Genomic DNA, 18246 nt, shown 5'->3' with positions numbered 1-18246 from the left:
TTAAGCCCTCTAGCGCCGATGGTACTGCTAACGCGGGAGAGTAGGTCGCCGCCAGTTTTTATTAAAAGCTCATCAACAACGTTGATGAGCTTTTTTTGTTTTTGTACTTTTGCTAGATGCTTGGCGTTTGATGTTTTTGTAATTGGAATAGTAGATGAAATACTGTTATTTCTGATGAAATCTGTTTTATCTTTATGTTTTCTTATCATATCTTGTGTTGATTGTGATAGATCTAGAAATTATATTTTAGAAGATGAATTTAATTTGGTTGTAATAATTCCACCGTCGGAATACCCTAATTTATTCAAAACCAAAGGTTATGATCCTATAAGTAAAAAAGTGAAATTTTGTGATAATGAAAATAGATGGTGGGATGAATATAAGAAAGAAATTGTAGTAGGTGATACTATTGTAAAAAAGAAAGGAGAATTAGTATTTTATATTCATAAGAAAGATACTATAATTGCTCACGAATGGGTTTGCTATGATGGAGATAGAAAACATACTTATGTGAAGTAATTGTTCTTATTTTCTGGTCACTTTGCAATAGGGATAGTAGTGGAAATCCTTTTTTTTGCTAGGAATAGCGTTTGAAAAAAAAGATTGTAACGGATAGCCCGACCCGAATAAGCGTTGGCATTGCTTTGGAATGAGGGATTGCCCAAAAAAAATCCGTCCTAAAATAGAACGGATTTGATTATTTGAAGTGAAGTTTTTTTATGCTAAAACTTCTGATACTTTGTTTGCGGCTTCTTCTAGAGTAATTGCTGAGTGAATTGGTAAACCTGCATCGTCTATTAATTGCTTCGCTTCTACAGCGTTTGTACCTTGAAGACGTACAATTAAAGGAACTGGAAGGCTTCCCATTGCTTTGTAAGCGTCTACTACACCTTGAGCTACTCTGTCGCAACGTACAATTCCTCCAAAAATATTAATAAGAATTGCTTTTACATTTGGGTCTCTTAAGATAATTCCGAAAGCGGTTTGTACTCTTTGTGCATCTGCAGTACCACCAACGTCTAGGAAATTGGCTGGATTACCACCAGAAAGTTTAATGATATCCATAGTAGCCATAGCAAGTCCAGCTCCGTTTACCATACAAGCTACGTTACCGTCTAATTTCACGAAATTAAGACCAGCTTCCCCAGCTTCTACATCCATAGGGTCTTCTTCTCTTTTGTCTCTTAGTTCTGCTAAATCTTTGTGACGGAAAAGTGAATTGTCATCTAAAGTTACTTTAGCATCTACAGCAATAATTTTATTGTCAGAAGTTTTAAGAACTGGGTTGATTTCGAATAAAGATGCGTCTATTCCTACATACGCTTTGTAAAGTGCATCAATGAATTTTACAAATTCTTTGAAAGAATCACCTGATAAACCAAGGTTGAAAGCGATTTTTCTAGCTTGGAAACCTTGTAAACCTAAAGTAGGATCAATAACTTCTTTGTGAATAAGGTGAGGTGTAACTTCTGCTACGTGCTCAATATCCATACCACCTTCTGTAGAATAAACCACCGTATTTTTACCTAAAGCTCTATCTAAAAGGATAGAAACATAGAATTCTTTAGTTTCAGTTTCGCCAGGATAATATACATCTTCTGCAACCAAAACAGAGTTTACCAATTTACCTTCTGCTGAAGTTTGAGGGGTAACTAATCTCATCCCAATAATGTTCTGAGCATTTTCTTTTAGTTTGTCATAGTTTGGTGAAAATTTTACACCGCCACCTTTACCTCTACCACCAGCGTGAACTTGGGCTTTAACTACCCAACCTTCGTTTCCGGTCAATTCTTTTAATTTATCAGCAGCTGCTACAGCTTCCTCTACGTTGTTTGCTACAAAACCACGTTGGATTCTAACGCCGTAAGAAGCTAAAATCTCTTTTGATTGATACTCGTGAAGATTCATAATATTTCTAAAATTTTATTTAAAAGTTAGTTTTCACAAAAATATGAAAAAATAATGGGAGCAAATTATAAAAATTGCTAAAATTGTATATCTGTTATTTTACAGCAATTTCTTTGAAAGATTTTGCGATGTTTCTAAATTCTTCTTCAAATTGTTTTTTGTTGTCTAAGCTGCTCCAAGATAAGATTTGATAATAATTATAAGGAGTTTTAATAACAGTATAGAGATAGAAAAACTCTATTTTTTCTTTGGTTTCTCCATCTGTAGTTTGACCTTCGATTGTTATTTCGGTACTGTTATAACCGTTGATAAGGAAATTTTTTGGGGCAGATATTTTTTTTAAATTGTTTTCTTCTAAGCCAGAAATAAGTTCTTTAGCATAAAAATTGATGGCTTCTTCTGTACTGGCAAAATTCATTTTAAGTGCATCTAAAGCTTCAATATTATCTTGTATAATAATTGTAAATTTTTCTTGAATACCATTCATAATTTGCAAAGAAGCAGAATCATTTAAATCATAAGTCTTTACGTAATTACTAGGATAAGAAATTTTGAAAGGATTTCCTACTATTTCTTCTTTAATCTGTTGTGAAAATAAAAAACCAGAAATCATTAAAAACGCTAATAAGGTGAATTTTTTTTTCATTGTTTTAAAATTTATTTTTGATGAATATTAATATTAATAACGTCCATCCTATAATCATAAGCAGTCCGCCAATTGGGGTAATTGGGCCTAAAAACTTTAGACTTACACCCCAAACTTCTTGAAAACTCAGGAAATAGATGCTAACAGAGAAGAAAATAACTCCCAAAATAATGCACCAAGAAGCCCATTTTTCTATTCCTGTATCAAACTTAAAGAAAAAACCGATAATAAGTAATAATAATGCGTGGTACATTTGGTATTTAACACCAGTTTCAAAACTGGTTAATCTTTCTATAGAAAGAACTTTCTTAAAAGCGTGCGCTCCGAAAGCGCCTAGAATTACTGAAAGCATTCCGTAGAATGCGCCGATTATTAAGGTTAGGTTTTTCATATTTCTATTCAAAATTTAATGATATTGGCAATGTAAATTTTCTTACTAAAAAATATCCGCCATTTTCATAAGGTTCCAATTTGATATTTAAACTATAAATGGTTAAAATTGAAAGTAAGTTTACTTCTTCATTGACGCCTTCTGCAGTAATATCTTTTAAACTTCCATCAGAATCCACATTGATTAGTAATCTTGTTTTCAAAATATCATCATTAGTATTAATGTAATCAATTCTAAAGTTTTCAGAAAAATTTTTCCTAATTTTATCCTTTTCTTCAAGTTTTAATTCGTCAGATTTATTTAAATCGTAACTTGGAGATTTAATAAGATGCCCTTTTACACCATTTTGAATAATTTTTTGTCCGGAAGTAGGAGGTGGTGGATAATTTTCTGTTTTCTCATTTTCATTTTTTGCTGATGCTACTTTTCCTATTAATGGATAACGTTTTTTTACTTCGTCCACTAGATTTCTTAGTTTAAGTAACTTTTCTTGTTGAAATTTTTCTTGATCAACTAAAAAAACTTCTCGAATCTTAATGTATTTTTCATCTAATTCTTCTAATTTTTTTTCGGATTTCGTTTTTTTATATTGAGCATCTATTTCAGAAAAACTTTTTTTCTGTAAATTTTCAACTTTATTACTATAATTTTTATAAATTTCTGAAACTTCTTTGTCAATAATTGCTCTTTCTTGCGCACCAACAAACAAACTTCCCAATAAAAATAAATTGATTAAATATAAATATTTCATGATTGTATTTTTCTTATCTTTTCCAATTCCGAAATCACTTCGTGATGACTTACGGTTTTGTCTTTAAAATAATTTACAAAATATTGTTTTTCTTCTTCCGTAGCGCCAAATTGATTTAAGATATTGAACAAATGCATTTTCATATGTCCTTTTTGAATTCCTGTAGTCACCAAAGAACGAAGTGCTGCAAAATTTTGAGCTAAACCAGAAACAGCCAAAATACTCATCAATTCTTGTGCAGATGGTTTTCCAAGAAGTGCCAAAGAAAATTTAACCAAAGGATGAAGCTGCGTTAAACCACCAACAACTCCCACAGAAATTGGCAAATCTATCCAAAATCTGAAAATTCCGTTGTCTGTAGTACAATGCGTAAGCGATTTGTACTTACCATCTTTACTTGCATAAGCGTGTGCACAAGCTTCGGTAGCACGGAAATCATTTCCTGTGGCAATTACCACCGCATCTACACCGTTCATAATGCCTTTGTTATGCGTAGTTGCTCTATAAGGTTCTATTTCTGCAATAGTAACGGCTTGTTTAAATTTCCAAGCGAATTCTTCATTAGAAATTCCGCTGTCGTCTTTCAAATCTTCAATTTTACAAGAAACTTCGGCTCTTACAATACAATCTGGAGTAAAATTAGAGAGAATATTCATTACAATTTGCAGTGAATCTTTTTCTGTTTGTGAAAAATCTGTAGATTGGGCAACTTCTTCTTTTAAAGTTTTCCCGAATTGTTCTAGACAAGAGTTAATGAAATTAGCGCCCATAGAATCTACTGTATCAAAACTTGCTTTCAGTTGATAGTAATTTTCTAGTTCAGAGGTTTTGTCTATCAATTTAATGTCTAGAATTCCGCCACCACGATTTCGCATATTAGCGGTAATATCTTGGGTAGCTTCAAAGAGTTTTTTCTTTAAAGTAAAATTAAAAAAATGCAATAATTTATGAGCTTCTACTTTGAAGATAAAATGCGTATGTCCTAATTTTTCGTTGTTAATAATCGTCGTTTTGAAACCGCCTCTTTCTATCCAAAATTTAGCAGATTTAGACGCAGCAGCCACCACAGAACTTTCTTCTACAGCCATTGGTAAAGCCATCAGTTTTCCATCAATAAGGAAATTGGGTGCAATTCCGTAAGGCATATAAAAGTTAGAAATGGTATTTTCAGAAAATTCTTCGTGTAGTTTTTGTAGCGCAGGATTTTCGTTCCAATATTGCTGAAGAATCTGTTGATATTCTTGGTTTCCTTCTAGGTATTCTGTAATGAGCCAGTCTATTTTCCCTTGTTTAGAAAGTTTAGAAAAACCTTCTACTGGTTTGTGATTCATAGAAATTATTTTTTTGATGCTCAAAGATACAAATTTTGTAGAAGAAGAAAGTCGTGGTTTCTTTATGAGAATTATTGAAGGAGAGAATGAAAAAAATGCTTTGAAATTCAGTGAAATAGATTTTTTTTTGATTTTTTTTTGTTTAATGTCTTGCAAATAGAAAAAAAAGTTTTAAATTTGCACCACCAAAAACGGTATAGACTCATGGTGTAACGGTAGCACTACGGTTTTTGGTACCGTCTGTCGGGGTTCGAATCCCTGTGAGTCTACCACATAAAGCCTTCTGAGTTTTCGGAAGGCTTTTTTGTTTAAATGTAGTTTTTGGTAATTTTAAATACTTAATTCAAATAAGAAAAAATGATTTCAGTTCAAAGTCTTGGTCTTCACCATTCAGGAAATTATCTTTTTAGAGATGTAAATTTCACTATCAAAAAAGATGATAAAGTAGGTCTTGTTGGTAAAAATGGTGCAGGTAAATCTACTATTCTCAAAATGCTTTCCGGAGAAATTACTTTCTTCGAAGGGAATATTGTGCCAGAAGGGAACATTACGATTGGTTTTCTAAAGCAAGATTTAGATTTTGTAAAAGGTAGAACCGTTTGGAATGAAACATTACAAGCATTTGAGCAAATTAATGCTTGGAAAAAAGAATTGGAAGATGTTAACCATCAATTAGCAACCAGAACAGATTATGAATCTGATGCTTACCATGATTTAATCCATAGAATGACCGACCTAAATGATATTCTTCATCATCACGATGCGTATAATCTAGAAGGTGATGTAGAAAAAGTTTTGCTAGGTTTGGGTTTCAAAGCGGCAGATTTTGATAGAGTTACCGATGAGTTTTCTGGCGGATGGAGAATGAGAATAGAATTGGCGAAACTGCTCCTTCAAAATAATGATTTACTCCTTTTAGATGAGCCTACCAATCACTTGGATATGGAATCTATCATTTGGCTAGAAAATTTCTTGAAGGATTATAACGGCGCTATTGTTTTGGTAAGTCACGATAAGCAGTTTATGACTGCGGTTTGTAACCGAACTTTTGATATTAACAATAAAAAAGTAGATGATTATAAAGCCAATTATACCAAATATCTAGAGCTAAGAAAAGATAGAAAAGAAAAACTAATTCAGGCGAAGAAAAATCAGGATGCGGAAATTAAGCAGATGGAAGATAACATCAATAAATTCCGTGCGAGTGCTACTAAAGCTGCTTTTGCACAGTCTTTGATTAAAAAATTGGATAAGATTGAAAGAATTGAAGTAGAGAATGATGATGTTTCTAAATTTAATATCCGTTTTGTGCAGAGTGTAGTTCCTGGAAAAGTAATCTTCGAAGCTAACAAATTAGGTAAAAAATACGGAAATCATCAGGTTTTTGACAATGTAGATTTCTTTGTGCAAAGAGGCGACAGAATTGCACTTCTTGGGCAAAACGGACAAGGTAAAACTACGCTAGCCAAAATTTTAGCAGGTGATATAAAAGATTATACAGGTGAATGGAATCTTGGTCACAATGTAAATATTGGTTATTTTGCACAAAATCAAGAGGAAGTTCTTACGCCAGATAAAACCGTACTGCAAGAAGCCGAAGATGCTGCTACAGAAGAAACCAGACCTAGAGTAAGAGATTTGCTCGGAAGTTTCCTTTTTACAGGTGAAGCGGTGCAAAAAAAGACAAAAGTGCTTTCTGGTGGTGAGAGAAACCGTTTGGCGCTTTGTAAATTATTACTTCGTCCGTTCAATACTTTGATTATGGACGAACCTACCAATCACTTAGATATTCAATCTAAAGAAATTATCAAAATTGCTCTTCAGAAATTTGAAGGAACGGTGATTGTGATTTCTCACGATAGAGAATTTTTGCAAGGATTATGCGATAAGATTTTCGAGTTTAGAGATGGTTCTATGAAGGAGTTTTTAGGGAATATTAATGAATACTTAGAATATCGACAAAAAGAAACCATCAGAGAAATTTCTGCGGAGAAATCTAAACTGAGCCAAAATGAAGTTGAGCCAAAAATTGAAAAACAAAATCAAACTCATTCAAACGATGTGAAACCACACCAAACCCAATCAAACTTTATAAGTAAAGAGCAAAAAAATCTTCAAAATAAATTAAAAAAATTAGAAGAAAAAATCTCTGATTATGAAAGAGAAATTGCCTCGTTAGAAGAAATTTTTGGCAAAACCAACCCTTCTCAACAAGAATTAGAAAAGTATGAAGCTCTTAAAAAGGAATTGACAGCAACCATGCAAGATTGGGAAGAAGTAGCGATGCAGATAGAGTAATTTTATACATTTATATAAAGATAATCCGGCGTTTAAAGTCGGATTTTTTTGTATAAAAAATGGCGAGACAAAATATTAAATATCTTATCCCGCCCAAAAACACAAATGAAAAAATGTTAAATTATATTAAATATATTTAATTTTTATTAAAAATACTTAAATCTTGTTAAATTGATTAGTGGTATGTTTGTAAATACTTAATAATCAATTTTTCAATCACTTATAAAGTGTAGTAAAATTTTTTGCAAAGATAGTAATATTTATTTAATTTGCAATAAATCAATATTATATTGCTGATTTTACAATTATACTAAAATCAAAAACAATGCCAAAATGATTCCTACTGCAGTGATAATCATTCCGTTCTTGAAAATTCTTGACTTTATATTGAACATCCAGAACGAGGAAACCACGAAGAATAGGAGGGAAATTCCGAATATTGTATTTAGTAAAGAAAGTTTATGTTTAGAATCAGATTTGTGTAGTTCTGTCATTTTTTTTAAGAAAAAAGGTAGTTCTTTTTTTGTATATTTTGCTTCGCCAGTTTTAGAATTGTATGTTCCTTCTTTGAAAATAACTACATCTCCTTTTTGTTCTTTTACTTCTAGCCCTTTTATTTTTAATTCTTTTCCTAGTTTGTCTAAAGGAATGTTAGCATCAATCTTTTTCTCAATTTTTTTCTCCTTTTTCAGAAAATCGGTATCTCTGTAGATTAATAAAACGCCGCTTATCGCATAAACAGCCATAATTCCTGCCATAAAATAACCGATGTAACGGTGTAGAAGTCTCATTGTAGTTCTTGTACTCTTCATTTTAAATTAATTTTTTGTTGATTTAAACACCAAAAGTGGAATAATTTCCACTTTTAGATTCATTTTTTATTTTAAAGTTAAAGTTTATAGCTAAGTGTTAAATAGAAATTTCTTGGTGTAATAGGGTTTACAGAGTAATTTTCGTGTACATTATAATCTACCACATCAAATATATTACCTACTTTTCCCATGATTGAGATTTTGTTGAATTGATAGCCTACTGAAAAATCTACTGTCGTGAAATCATCTAATTTAACAATTCTATTTTGTTGATTAGCTGCAGGATATTTGGTGTTATTCCAGCCAGCTAATCTATCACCAGTGTAAAATGCAGTAATTCCTAGTCTTAAGCCTTTTACATATTGAGATAAAGTATAGAAAATAGAAGCATTTGCAGTAACAGCAGGTGTTCTTACGATTCTTTCACCTTCTATGAAGCTTCCTTTTGTGTCAGGTGTTTTCACGTATTCTGCATGGTTGTAAGAAACGCCCCCAATTAAAGATAAATTAGGAGTAGGATTTCCTGTAATGTCTAATTCTGCTCCTCGGCTTCTCGCTTTTCCGCCTAGTATTTTGAGATTGGTGTTGCTATTGATGTTACCGTCTTTATCGTAAATTGCTGTAGAGACTAGGTTGTCGTTATCTATTTGGTATGCAGTAAAGTTTAAGGATAGAGTGTTTTTAATAAGGTTTGTTTTTAATCCTACTTCATATTGGTCTATTACGGAAGATTCTAATGGGTTTCCATAGATATCTGTATTAGAACCAGTGTTGTTTGGCGTAAAAGAATTGGCGTAACTCGCAAAGGCCATCATTTTATCATTAATTTCATAGACAAAACCAAATCTTGGTGAAAAAGCTTTTTCTACTAATTTATTAGTGTTGAGTTTTGTTTCTGTATTATTGATATAGTTTTTAACGGTTCTTTCTTTTGTTTCTAAATAGTTGAACCTAACTCCTGCTAAGAATTTTATTTTTCCAAAGTCTAGTAAGTCTTGTACATAAGCTCCAAATCTTTGTGTCGGAATTATGGTCACCTCTTTTGTTTTTGAATCTATTTTTGGCACATTGTTCCAAGTTTCTGGGCGATCTAGATATGTAACAGAGGTATTATTAAAAGGGAAAGACTTCTTACCATCTGAAGTTGTAAAAGTATAAGCATCTGCTTTGTTGTAATCAGTATCAGCTCCAGTCAATAGTTTATGTTTTATTTTTCCAGTTTTGAATTCTCCGTTCACATTAAATTGCAAAGCGCCATAATTTTGTTCATTGTAAGTTCTATTGATTGATTGATAAAAACTTCTTTCTGGGTTTACAGCATCATTAGTAGTGTTTACTAACCATTGAATTCTTTCTGTTGAAAAATAATCTCTGGTATAGTTTTGATAGGATACAACAGAGTTGAAGTTCCAATTGCTATTGATTTGATGGTTTACAGTAATGGTAGAAGTTGCCATTTGTGCAATATTGTATTGCCAGTTTGCGCCTATGAAAGCATTTCTAGAAAGACCAGTGTCAAAACTTGAAATTCCTGTTTGTTGATCCATGATACTTCCCAATCCAAAATCTGGGGTAAAATGATGTTTAAGATAATCTGCCTCAAAAATAATTTGGGTTTTATCAGAAATATTAAATAAAAAGCTTGGGTTGAAATAATGTTTTTTAGAATTTACTACATCTCGGAAACTGTCTTTGTATTCATAACTTCCGTTTACTCTAAAAGCAGAATTTTTGGTCAATGCACCATATACATCTACTGTAGGTTTTATATTGTTCCAGCTGCCGTAGTTAAGGGCTGCATTTCCACCGAAAGTGAATAATGGTTTTTTGGTAACCATATTTACAATACCTCCTGGTGCTACATTTCCGTAAAGAATAGCTGCGCTACCTTTTAAAACTTCTACACGTTCTAGGCCAGAAACTTCTGGGAAAATTCCAGAATTTATTCTGTTTCCGTTTTTGAAAATATTTTCATTGCCAAAAGTGTAGCCTCTAGCCCCGAAATTATCTTGTGAACTACCTCTAGCGGAGGTTAGATAAACGCCGTTTACGTTTCTTACCACATCAGACAATTGTTGTGCTTGCTGTTGTTCTATTACCTCGTGTGTTACCACAGCAATCGCCTGTGGAGTTTCCATTGGATTTAGATTAGATTTGGTAGTAAAAAGCTTGGCTTTATTGGGATTGCCTGTTTTATGCAGTTTTACATCTTCTATGGTTCTTGTATTAAGAGAATCTTGTTCTTTTTTTTGAGCATTTAAAACTGATGAAATAAGAGCAGCGGAAAAAATAATCTTTTTCATTAATATTTATTTAGAATTATTAAAAATAACAACGCAAAAATAAAAAGGATATTTTTATCCTCAAAATTTATTTAGAATAATTTTAAATAATATTTTTAATAGATTGATTTACAGTATTTAATTTTTTATTTTTTTAATATAGGTTTTATTCTAAAGGTCGAAAATATTTAATTATTTAATCTTCATAAAACCTTTATTTGTTTTCAAAATATTAAATTTGCGATTATTCTTAACAGAAATTTATCCAATGAAATATATTATTCTTGCAGCAATTTCGGCTTTGCTTTTTAGCGTGTCTTGGCCTACCTATGGTGTTCCGTTTTTTATATTTTTTGCTTTTGTTCCGCTATTATTGATGGAGCAAGAGATTTCTAAATTCTCAAAAATCAAAAGAAAAGGTTGGGCTGTTTTTGGCTTGAGTTATTTTACATTTTTCATCTGGAATTTGGTAACAACAGGTTGGTTGTACTATGCCAAAAATCCTGATGGTAGCAATTCTTTATTGGCGGTTACTATTCCGTTATTTGCCAATTCTTTGTTGATGAGTTCTACTTTTCAACTATATTATTGGTACAAAAAAGTAAGAGGTACCTATTTCGGATTGGTGTTTTTTGTTGCAATTTGGTTGAGCTTTGAGAGATTTCACCTCAGTTGGGAGTTTACTTGGCCTTGGTTAAATTTAGGAAATGTTTTTTCTGAGTATCCTAAAGTCATTCAATGGTATGATACAATCGGCGCAACAGGTGGTAGTTTCTGGATTTTATTGATTAATGTTTTTACCTTTTATACCATCAGAATTTGGGAAGCGGGCAGAATTAGAAAAGATTTAATTAAAAATGTATCAATTTTGATGGCTGTTATTTTTCTCCCGATTCTAATTTCTATCTATAAATACAATAGTTATCAAGAAAGATCTGTTGGCAATGTAAATGTAGTTTTGCTTCAGCCAGAATTAGATCCTTATAATGAAAAATATTCTAAAGATTCTTTGCAAATTTTAGATGAACTATTGACTTTGGCTGAACAAAATTCGAAAGGAAAAGTAGATTTCTACATAGCGCCAGAAACAGCATTCCCTGGAAGAGGTAGTCTTAGTGAAAATGGATTTAATAAAAGTCTTTCTATTAATATTGCAAAAGAATTTTTAATAAAACATCCTCAATCTATATTAATGACGGGCGCTTCTACGCATAAATATTTGTTTAATGAAAGCGAAACAGAAAATTATTCTGTAAAAATACAAGATGGACTTTGGGTGAATTCTTACAATTCGGCATTGCAGATTATTCCCAATCAAAATGTGGAAGTCTATCATAAAGGTAAATTGGTACCTGGTGTAGAAATTTTCCCTTATATTAGATTTTTAAAACCTATTTTAGGAGATGCTATGTTAGATTTTGGTGGCGCAACTACTTCTTTAGGAATAGATAAGGAGAGAAAAGTATTCATCAATAAATTTAACAAAGCAAAAGTAGCCCCAATTATCTGCTATGAAAGTATCTACGGAGAATTTGTAACCGATTATGTGAAAAACGGAGCTAATCTTCTCGCGATTATGACCAATGATTCTTGGTGGGATAATTCCGAAGGACATAAACAATTGCTATCTTATGCTAGATTAAGAGCTATAGAAACACGCAGAGAAATCGTTAGAGCTGCTAATAGCGGGATTTCAGCGCATATTAATGCAAGAGGAGATATTGTAGAAGATACTTTTTATGGTGACCAAACAGCACTAGCGGTTACAGCTAATTTACTAGAAGAAAAATCTATTTATACAAAAACGGGTGATTTAATCTCCAGAATTGCTATCTTTGTGCTCGGATTTTTACTCATCTATCATTTTGGTGAGAAAATTGCCTCTAAAAAGTAAGTGCAAAAAGTTTAGGAAAATAATTTCAAAAAAATAGAAATTAATTTCTTAGAAAACTTGTGAGTTAAAAAAAATATCCATAATTTTGCACACTCAAAATAAATACATAGTAGTAAAAAAGAACATCGAGATATGTCTAGAATTTGCCAAATAACAGGTAAGCGTGCAATGGTAGGAAACAATGTTTCTCACGCGAATAACAAAACGAAAAGACGTTTTGAAATTAATTTACTAGAGAAGAAATTTTATCTTCCAGAGCAAGAAAAAAGCGTTACTTTAAGAGTTTCTGCTCATGGTTTGAGAGTTATCAATAAAATTGGTATCGAAGAAGCAATAGAAAGAGCAACTAGAAACGGATTTATTAAATAATTAAGAAAATGGCTAAGAAAGGAAATAGAGTTCAAGTAATTCTTGAGTGCACTGAGCACAAAGAAACTGGTGTAGCTGGTATGTCTAGATACATTACCACCAAAAACAAAAAGAACACTACGGAAAGATTAGAACTTAAAAAGTACAATCCGGTTCTTAAAAAGTACACAGTTCACAAAGAAATTAAGTAATCTTATAAAATAATTAAAGATGGCAAAGAAAGTTGTTGCAACGCTACAAGGTGGAGCAGGATCTAAAAAAATGACCAAAGTAATCAAAATGGTAAAGTCTCCTAAAACTGGAGCTTACGTTTTCGAAGAAAAAGTAATGAACGCAGACGAAGTAGACGGTTATTTGAAAAAATAATCATTAGACTTTTGTAAATATATAAAACTACTCAATTTATTTTGGGTAGTTTTTTTGTTATCTTTGTGCCTTCAATTCACGAGCCTTTAGTATAACTTAAAATCGTGAATATATTTCAAATGTCAAATTTCAAATCATAGTATGAGTTGGTTTAAAAATATTTTTAAAAAAGAAGAAAAAGAATCTTTAGATAAAGGTTTAGAAAAATCTAGTCAAGGTTTTTTTGATAAAATTTCTAGAGCAGTAGTTGGTAAATCCAAAGTTGATGATGAGGTTTTAGATGATCTAGAAGATGTTCTAATAGCTTCTGATGTTGGGGTAAATACCACAGTTAAAATTATTGAAAGAATAGAAGCTAGAGTAGAGCGCGATAAATATGTAAATACCGCAGAACTAGACCAGATTCTCCGTGAAGAAATTTCTGGATTACTGCTAGAAAATCCTCATTCTCAATCCAAAAATATAGACGAAACCAAAAAACCTTATGTAATTATGGTGGTTGGCGTAAATGGTGTAGGAAAAACTACAACCATAGGGAAGCTAGCTCATCAGTTCAAATCTCAAGGTTTGAAAGTGGTTTTAGGCGCTGCAGATACTTTCAGAGCGGCTGCAGTAGATCAATTGGTGATATGGAGTGAAAGGGTAGGCGTGCCTATTGTAAAGCAAAATATGGGGAGCGACCCGGCATCTGTAGCTTTTGATACAGTACAAAGTGCAGTAGCCCAAAATGCAGATGTAGTAATTATAGATACCGCAGGAAGATTGCACAATAAAGTGAATCTGATGAACGAACTTTCGAAAATTAAAAGAGTGATGCAAAAAGTTTTGCCAGATGCTCCACACGAAGTTCTATTGGTTTTAGATGGCTCTACAGGGCAAAACGCTTTCGAACAAGCAAAGCAATTTACTGCTGCTACAGAAGTTACTGCTCTAGCGGTAACCAAATTAGATGGAACTGCCAAAGGAGGTGTGGTAATCGGTATCTCAGACCAATTTCAAATTCCCGTAAAATATATAGGTGTAGGCGAGAAAATGGAAGATTTACAACTTTTCAATGGAGAGGAGTTTGTAGACTCTTTTTTTAAAAAAAGGAATTAATATTTTGTTGATTTAAAAAAAGTTATAACTTTATAAAGTCAAATTAACAAAATTATTAACTTAAAATTTTAAAACTATGAGTTGGTTAGCTTACATTATTTTCGGTTTAATTGCAGGTGCAATTGCTAAAGCTTTAAGGCCAGGTGCAGATCCTAGTGGTTGGTTAATAACCATACTAATTGGTATTCTTGGTTCTGTTGTAGGTAAATTTATTGCAGATTTAATAGGTATTTCCGTAGCGGACAGTTTTTGGAGTCCTATGAATTGGATTGTTTCCATTGCAGGAGCTGTGTTATTGCTGTTTATTTACTCTAAATTTATTGCAAAAAAATAATCAGAAAATATATTACATATAAAAATCCCGTTTCTAAAATCGAAACGGGATTTCTTTTTAATATGAAAGATGATTGAAGTTTATTTAATTGTAATTTTATAAGGAAGCGACATCTGTACCCCATTGTTAAATTTAGGATTAGTTACTTTTTCAAAAATTGTATAGTTTTCCTTACCTATTTTTTTAGAAATTACTTTTGCGGCTATTTCTTCTTCTTGAGTGTTTTTGAAAAACTCTTCAAACTTACTCATCTTTGCAGGATAATTTTGTACGTTAAAATCTTTAAGTTTTGCCTTAGAAGCAGCAAAGTTAATGGCTTGTTGTATGCTTCCTAATTCATCTACAAGGCCTAGTTCTTTTGCTCTGGTGCCGCTCCAAACTCTTCCGCCACCAATTGCATCTATTTGTTCAAAAGATTTTTTTCTGTTTTGAGTTACAAAATAAACAAATCTTTTATAGGTGCTTTCTACACTTTTCGTAAGCATAGGGATAGTGCCTGGTGCAGCGCCAGAAATTGGAGAATAAAATTGAGAATTAGCATTAGTGGAAACAATATCACTTCTAATTCCGTTTCTGTTGGCTAATTCTTTAAAATTGGTAATCATCCCGAAAACGCCTATAGAGCCAGTAAGTGTATTGGGTTCAGAGTAAATTTTATCTGCTGCCATTGAGATATAATAACCACCAGAAGCTGCGTAATCTCCGAAAGATACAATTAAAGGTTTTTTCTTTTTCAATTGTTGAAGCTCAAATAGTATTTCATCTGAAGCATTTCCACTTCCGCCAGGTGAGTTTACTCTCAAAACGACTGCTTTTACATTGTCATCATCTGCTAAGTCTTTAATGTATTTAACATATTTATCAGAATGAATGTTACTGTATTCATCTCCATTGAAAATTTCTCCAGAAGCATACAAAACTGCTATTTCATTATTGTCATTATTTTTATTGTCTAGAGTGTTTATATATTTACCTATAGAAATTTGATTGAAATCTTTATCAGTGTCAATTTTTAAATTTTTCTTTATGAAATTATAATATTCAGATTTTTGAACAAGTTGGTCGGCTAATTTACTCTTGATAGCTTGTTCTGGAATGTAGCCGTATAAGCTGTCTACGGCTGTTTTGAAACTGTTTTCGTCTAATTTTCTAGCTGTTTTAATTTTATTGGAAATATTTCCCCAGATGTCATTCAGTAAGGTAGAGAGTTGTTCTTTGTTTTCTGGTGAAATTTCGTTTCTCATGAAAGGCTCTACAGCAGCTTTGAATTTTCCATGTCTGATGATGTCTATACCTACACCGTATTTGTCAGCAAAATCTTTGAAAAAAGTTACCTCAGTAGACATGCCTTTTAGTTCAATCATTCCTACGGGATTTAAAAAAACTTTATCGGCTATGGTGGCTAGATAATATGATTTTTGAGACATATTATTACCATAAGCATAAACGAATTTTCCACTTTTTTTGAAATCTTCAATAGCGTCTCTTATGTTATCGGCTTGCGTAGTTCCAGCTTGCAGTTCATCAACTTCTATACTAATTCCTTTTATGTTTTCATCAGTTTTTGCTTTTTGAATTGCATTTAAAACATCGGTAAGAAGTACATTTTTAGTGTCTCCTAAATCAAAAATACTAGATTCTGCCTCGGTATAGGAATCTAAAATTGGATTTTTGAAATTGAGAACAAGTACAGAGTTCTTTTTAATTGATGGCTTTTGCTCCCCATTTATAGCGCTTGCAAAAATCATTAAAATGAAAAAACCAAATATTACCATTAATAGTATAAGAATGGCTACTATATTTGCAAGAACATTTTTTATAAAATTTCTCATAATTATTAAAAATATAATTTTCACAATATGTCGTCAAATCATGTGGTTTTGTTACTAGGAAGTAATATGGGTGATACCAAAAAAAATTTAGAAATAGCAATTACTAAAATTGAAAGTCGTATCGGAAAAATTGTTAAGTCATCAGAAATGTTAGAAACTATGCCTGTGGAGTTTGTTAGTAATAATATTTTTCGTAATATTGCATTAGGCTTATATACCAATATTTCGCCTTTTTCCTTGTTGAAAGAAATTAAAAATATTGAAAAAGAGATGGGTAGAGCTCAAGATTCTTTTGTAGTAGGAGGGTATATAGATAGAATAATTGACATTGATATTGTAAAATATGAAAATATTAATTTTTTATCAAAGCTACTTGAAATTCCTCATCATAAGCATACGTATGAGAGAGAATTTTCAAAAAATCTACTAAAAGAATTATAAAAACGCACAATATAAAACACAAATATGAAATTAGGTTTATTTACTCTAATGTTGTCTGTTCCGGCTTTATTCTATAGCCAAGATAACAAAGGAACTAACGATTCTAATACTTTTACCTCTGGTTCTGCCAAAGTTGAAAAGTTTAATAATCAGGCTAGAAGATTTAATGACTGGTCGATATCTCTTGGTGGGGGTACTGCTTTTTTGCATAATTCTGATTTGACCTCATTTAATAAAGATGGAAAACATTTTGGATGGACTGCTTATGCTGAATTAGGGAAACAAATTTCTGATAAGTTTGGGCTAATTCTTCAATACCAAAAAGGAGAAACTAAGCAGACTGGGAGATTAGGACAAAATGTATATGGAGCATCACCCTTAGTTCACGGTTTAGCGAATGCTACAACAAAGTATGACCAAATATCATTGCTAGGAGATTTTAACTTTTCTAACCTTTTTAGAAGAATAGATAATTATTCACCTTTTAGATGGGCTTTACATGGTTATGCAGGGATTGGTTTTCAAGGGTATTCTTACGAAAGACGAGATGAGCATCCTAGGCAAGAAGCAAATAAAGACTTTACTCAAAAATTGGGTTTAGAATCATTTTTTTATCAAGGTGGCCTAGGTTTGAAATATAACCTTTCTAAAAGAATAGACTTAGAAAGTAGAGTGATGTACATCATTACTGGTGATGATGAATTTGATGGAGGAGGTGAAGATGTAAGAGAGTGGCCAGGCTACAACCAAATTGTTAAAAATGTATCTGATAATTTAGTTACTGTTAATCTAGGGATTACTTTTAAACTAGGCAAACACAACCAGCATTTGGCGTGGTACGATTCTTATAATACAGCACTTGATAAATTAAGTGCATTGGCCTCTAAATCATCTGATTTTGTGGTTTGTGAAAAAGGAGATGCAGATAATGATGGGGTGTGTGATGACTGGGATAGAGAACTCAATACACCTATTGGTGCTAGGGTAGATGGATCTGGTAAAGCACTAGATATGGATTTTGATGGAGTTATTGACCTTAAAGATAAATGTGTAACAGTTCCAGGTTTAGTAGAAAATAACGGTTGTCCATACATTGATGAAAATACCTTAGTAATTGTAGATGAAAATACTAAAAAATTCTTCGAAGGAATTGTGTTTGATTTAGATAAAGCTACTCTTACTCCAAAATCTATTGAAAAATTAAATATAGCAGCAGATATTCTTAAAAAATCAAATAAAAATGCAAGATATCTTGTTATTGCAGCTACAGATACCAGAGCGTCTGAGTCTTATAACTTAGAATTGTCTAATAGAAGAGCTCAGTCAGTTATCAAATACTTAATCTCTAAAGGAGTAGATGCTAAAATGTTGATTGGTGAAGGTAGAGGTGAAAAAGATTTGAAATATCCAGAATGTGAACCAGCTACTAAATGTCCTGAATGGAAAAACGAAGCTAACAGAAGAGTATATTTCGAGTTAATTAAATAGTTTTA

At 32.0% G+C, this 18246-nt stretch carries 19 protein-coding genes and 1 tRNA gene; 11 read left to right on the top strand and 9 right to left on the bottom strand.

Annotated features, from left to right (window positions below):
• The coding region (locus IEW40_RS14175) for a hypothetical protein (protein ID WP_229663418.1) at positions 1-209 on the bottom strand (209 nt) is incomplete at its 3' end.
• Positions 210-264: 55 nt separating this feature from the next.
• Between IEW40_RS14175 and IEW40_RS09300 the strand changes: the two genes are divergently transcribed.
• On the top strand, positions 265-519 hold the full coding sequence (locus IEW40_RS09300; RefSeq protein ID WP_188617807.1) for a hypothetical protein: 255 nt from the start codon (positions 265-267) through the stop codon (positions 517-519).
• 198 nt (positions 520-717) lie between these two features.
• Here IEW40_RS09300 and sucC read toward each other — a convergent pair whose 3' ends face one another.
• From sucC to IEW40_RS09275, 5 genes are all read right to left on the bottom strand, one after another.
• On the bottom strand, positions 718-1908 hold the full coding sequence (sucC, locus tag IEW40_RS09295) for an ADP-forming succinate--CoA ligase subunit beta (RefSeq protein WP_188617806.1): 1191 nt from the start codon (positions 1906-1908) through the stop codon (positions 718-720).
• 94 nt (positions 1909-2002) lie between these two features.
• Complete coding sequence (locus IEW40_RS09290; protein WP_188617805.1) at positions 2003-2554, bottom strand: hypothetical protein; 552 nt, start codon at positions 2552-2554, stop codon at positions 2003-2005.
• A 4-nt stretch (positions 2555-2558) separates the two neighbouring features.
• Positions 2559-2945 carry a DUF423 domain-containing protein gene (locus IEW40_RS09285; protein WP_188617804.1) on the bottom strand — a complete coding sequence of 129 codons (387 nt, stop codon included), beginning with the start codon at positions 2943-2945 and terminating at the stop codon, positions 2559-2561.
• Positions 2946-2949: 4 nt separating this feature from the next.
• On the bottom strand, positions 2950-3696 hold the full coding sequence (locus IEW40_RS09280) for a hypothetical protein (protein ID WP_188617803.1): 747 nt from the start codon (positions 3694-3696) through the stop codon (positions 2950-2952).
• Positions 3693-5027 (bottom strand): hydroxymethylglutaryl-CoA reductase, degradative, encoded by a 1335-nt coding sequence (locus IEW40_RS09275; RefSeq protein ID WP_188617802.1) that lies wholly within the window; start codon positions 5025-5027, stop codon positions 3693-3695. Before IEW40_RS09275 ends, IEW40_RS09280 begins: the two co-directional genes overlap by 4 nt.
• 198 nt (positions 5028-5225) lie before the next feature.
• Between IEW40_RS09275 and IEW40_RS09270 the strand changes: the two genes are divergently transcribed.
• Together IEW40_RS09270 and IEW40_RS09265 are read left to right on the top strand one after the other, a co-directional pair.
• Positions 5226-5299, top strand: a tRNA-Gln gene (locus tag IEW40_RS09270).
• 85 nt (positions 5300-5384) lie between these two features.
• Complete coding sequence (locus tag IEW40_RS09265; RefSeq protein ID WP_188617801.1) at positions 5385-7325, top strand: ABC-F family ATP-binding cassette domain-containing protein; 1941 nt, start codon at positions 5385-5387, stop codon at positions 7323-7325.
• A 305-nt stretch (positions 7326-7630) separates the two neighbouring features.
• On the opposite strand, the gene IEW40_RS09260 is transcribed toward IEW40_RS09265, so the two are convergent.
• Entirely contained in the window at positions 7631-8137 is a 507-nt protein-coding gene (locus IEW40_RS09260) for a PepSY-associated transmembrane domain-containing protein (RefSeq protein ID WP_188617800.1), read from the bottom strand.
• 77 nt (positions 8138-8214) lie between these two features.
• On the bottom strand, positions 8215-10440 hold the full coding sequence (locus IEW40_RS09255) for a TonB-dependent siderophore receptor (RefSeq protein ID WP_188617799.1): 2226 nt from the start codon (positions 10438-10440) through the stop codon (positions 8215-8217).
• A gap of 247 nt (positions 10441-10687) precedes the next feature.
• Here IEW40_RS09255 and lnt point away from each other — a divergent pair, with 247 nt between their 5' ends.
• The 6 genes from lnt (at position 10688) to IEW40_RS09225 (ending at position 14480) form a co-directional block, all read left to right on the top strand.
• A complete protein-coding gene (gene lnt / locus IEW40_RS09250; RefSeq protein ID WP_188617798.1) occupies positions 10688-12313 on the top strand; it encodes an apolipoprotein N-acyltransferase in 1626 nt (541 codons plus the stop codon).
• A 132-nt stretch (positions 12314-12445) separates the two neighbouring features.
• Positions 12446-12682 (top strand): 50S ribosomal protein L28, encoded by a 237-nt coding sequence (gene rpmB, locus IEW40_RS09245; protein ID WP_188617797.1) that lies wholly within the window; start codon positions 12446-12448, stop codon positions 12680-12682.
• An 8-nt stretch (positions 12683-12690) separates the two neighbouring features.
• Positions 12691-12873: a 50S ribosomal protein L33 gene (rpmG, locus tag IEW40_RS09240; RefSeq protein ID WP_039341297.1), complete on the top strand. Its 183-nt coding sequence runs from the start codon at positions 12691-12693 to the stop codon at positions 12871-12873.
• 19 nt (positions 12874-12892) lie between these two features.
• Positions 12893-13048, top strand: coding sequence for a DUF4295 domain-containing protein (locus tag IEW40_RS09235; protein ID WP_188617796.1), 156 nt, complete (start codon positions 12893-12895; stop codon positions 13046-13048).
• Between the two features lie 141 nt (positions 13049-13189).
• Positions 13190-14146, top strand: a complete 957-nt coding sequence (ftsY, locus tag IEW40_RS09230) for a signal recognition particle-docking protein FtsY (protein ID WP_188617795.1) — start codon at positions 13190-13192, stop codon at positions 14144-14146.
• Between the two features lie 76 nt (positions 14147-14222).
• On the top strand, positions 14223-14480 hold the full coding sequence (locus tag IEW40_RS09225; RefSeq protein WP_188617794.1) for a GlsB/YeaQ/YmgE family stress response membrane protein: 258 nt from the start codon (positions 14223-14225) through the stop codon (positions 14478-14480).
• Between the two features lie 80 nt (positions 14481-14560).
• Here the strand turns inward: IEW40_RS09225 and sppA are convergent, their stop codons facing one another.
• Complete coding sequence (gene sppA, locus IEW40_RS09220) at positions 14561-16312, bottom strand: signal peptide peptidase SppA (RefSeq protein ID WP_188617793.1); 1752 nt, start codon at positions 16310-16312, stop codon at positions 14561-14563.
• A 27-nt stretch (positions 16313-16339) separates the two neighbouring features.
• Between sppA and folK the strand changes: the two genes are divergently transcribed.
• Both folK and IEW40_RS09210 read left to right on the top strand, forming a co-directional pair.
• A complete protein-coding gene (gene folK / locus IEW40_RS09215) occupies positions 16340-16753 on the top strand; it encodes a 2-amino-4-hydroxy-6-hydroxymethyldihydropteridine diphosphokinase (RefSeq protein ID WP_188617792.1) in 414 nt (137 codons plus the stop codon).
• 24 nt (positions 16754-16777) lie between these two features.
• A complete protein-coding gene (locus IEW40_RS09210; protein ID WP_188617791.1) occupies positions 16778-18241 on the top strand; it encodes an OmpA family protein in 1464 nt (487 codons plus the stop codon).
• The last annotated feature ends 5 nt before the right edge of the window (positions 18242-18246 follow it).

This window comes from Cloacibacterium rupense (assembly GCF_014645495.1).
Taxonomy (GTDB): Bacteria; Bacteroidota; Bacteroidia; order Flavobacteriales; family Weeksellaceae; genus Cloacibacterium; species Cloacibacterium rupense.
Note: the sequence above shows the minus strand (reverse complement) of the source record. Positions and strands in the feature narration are given on the sequence as shown.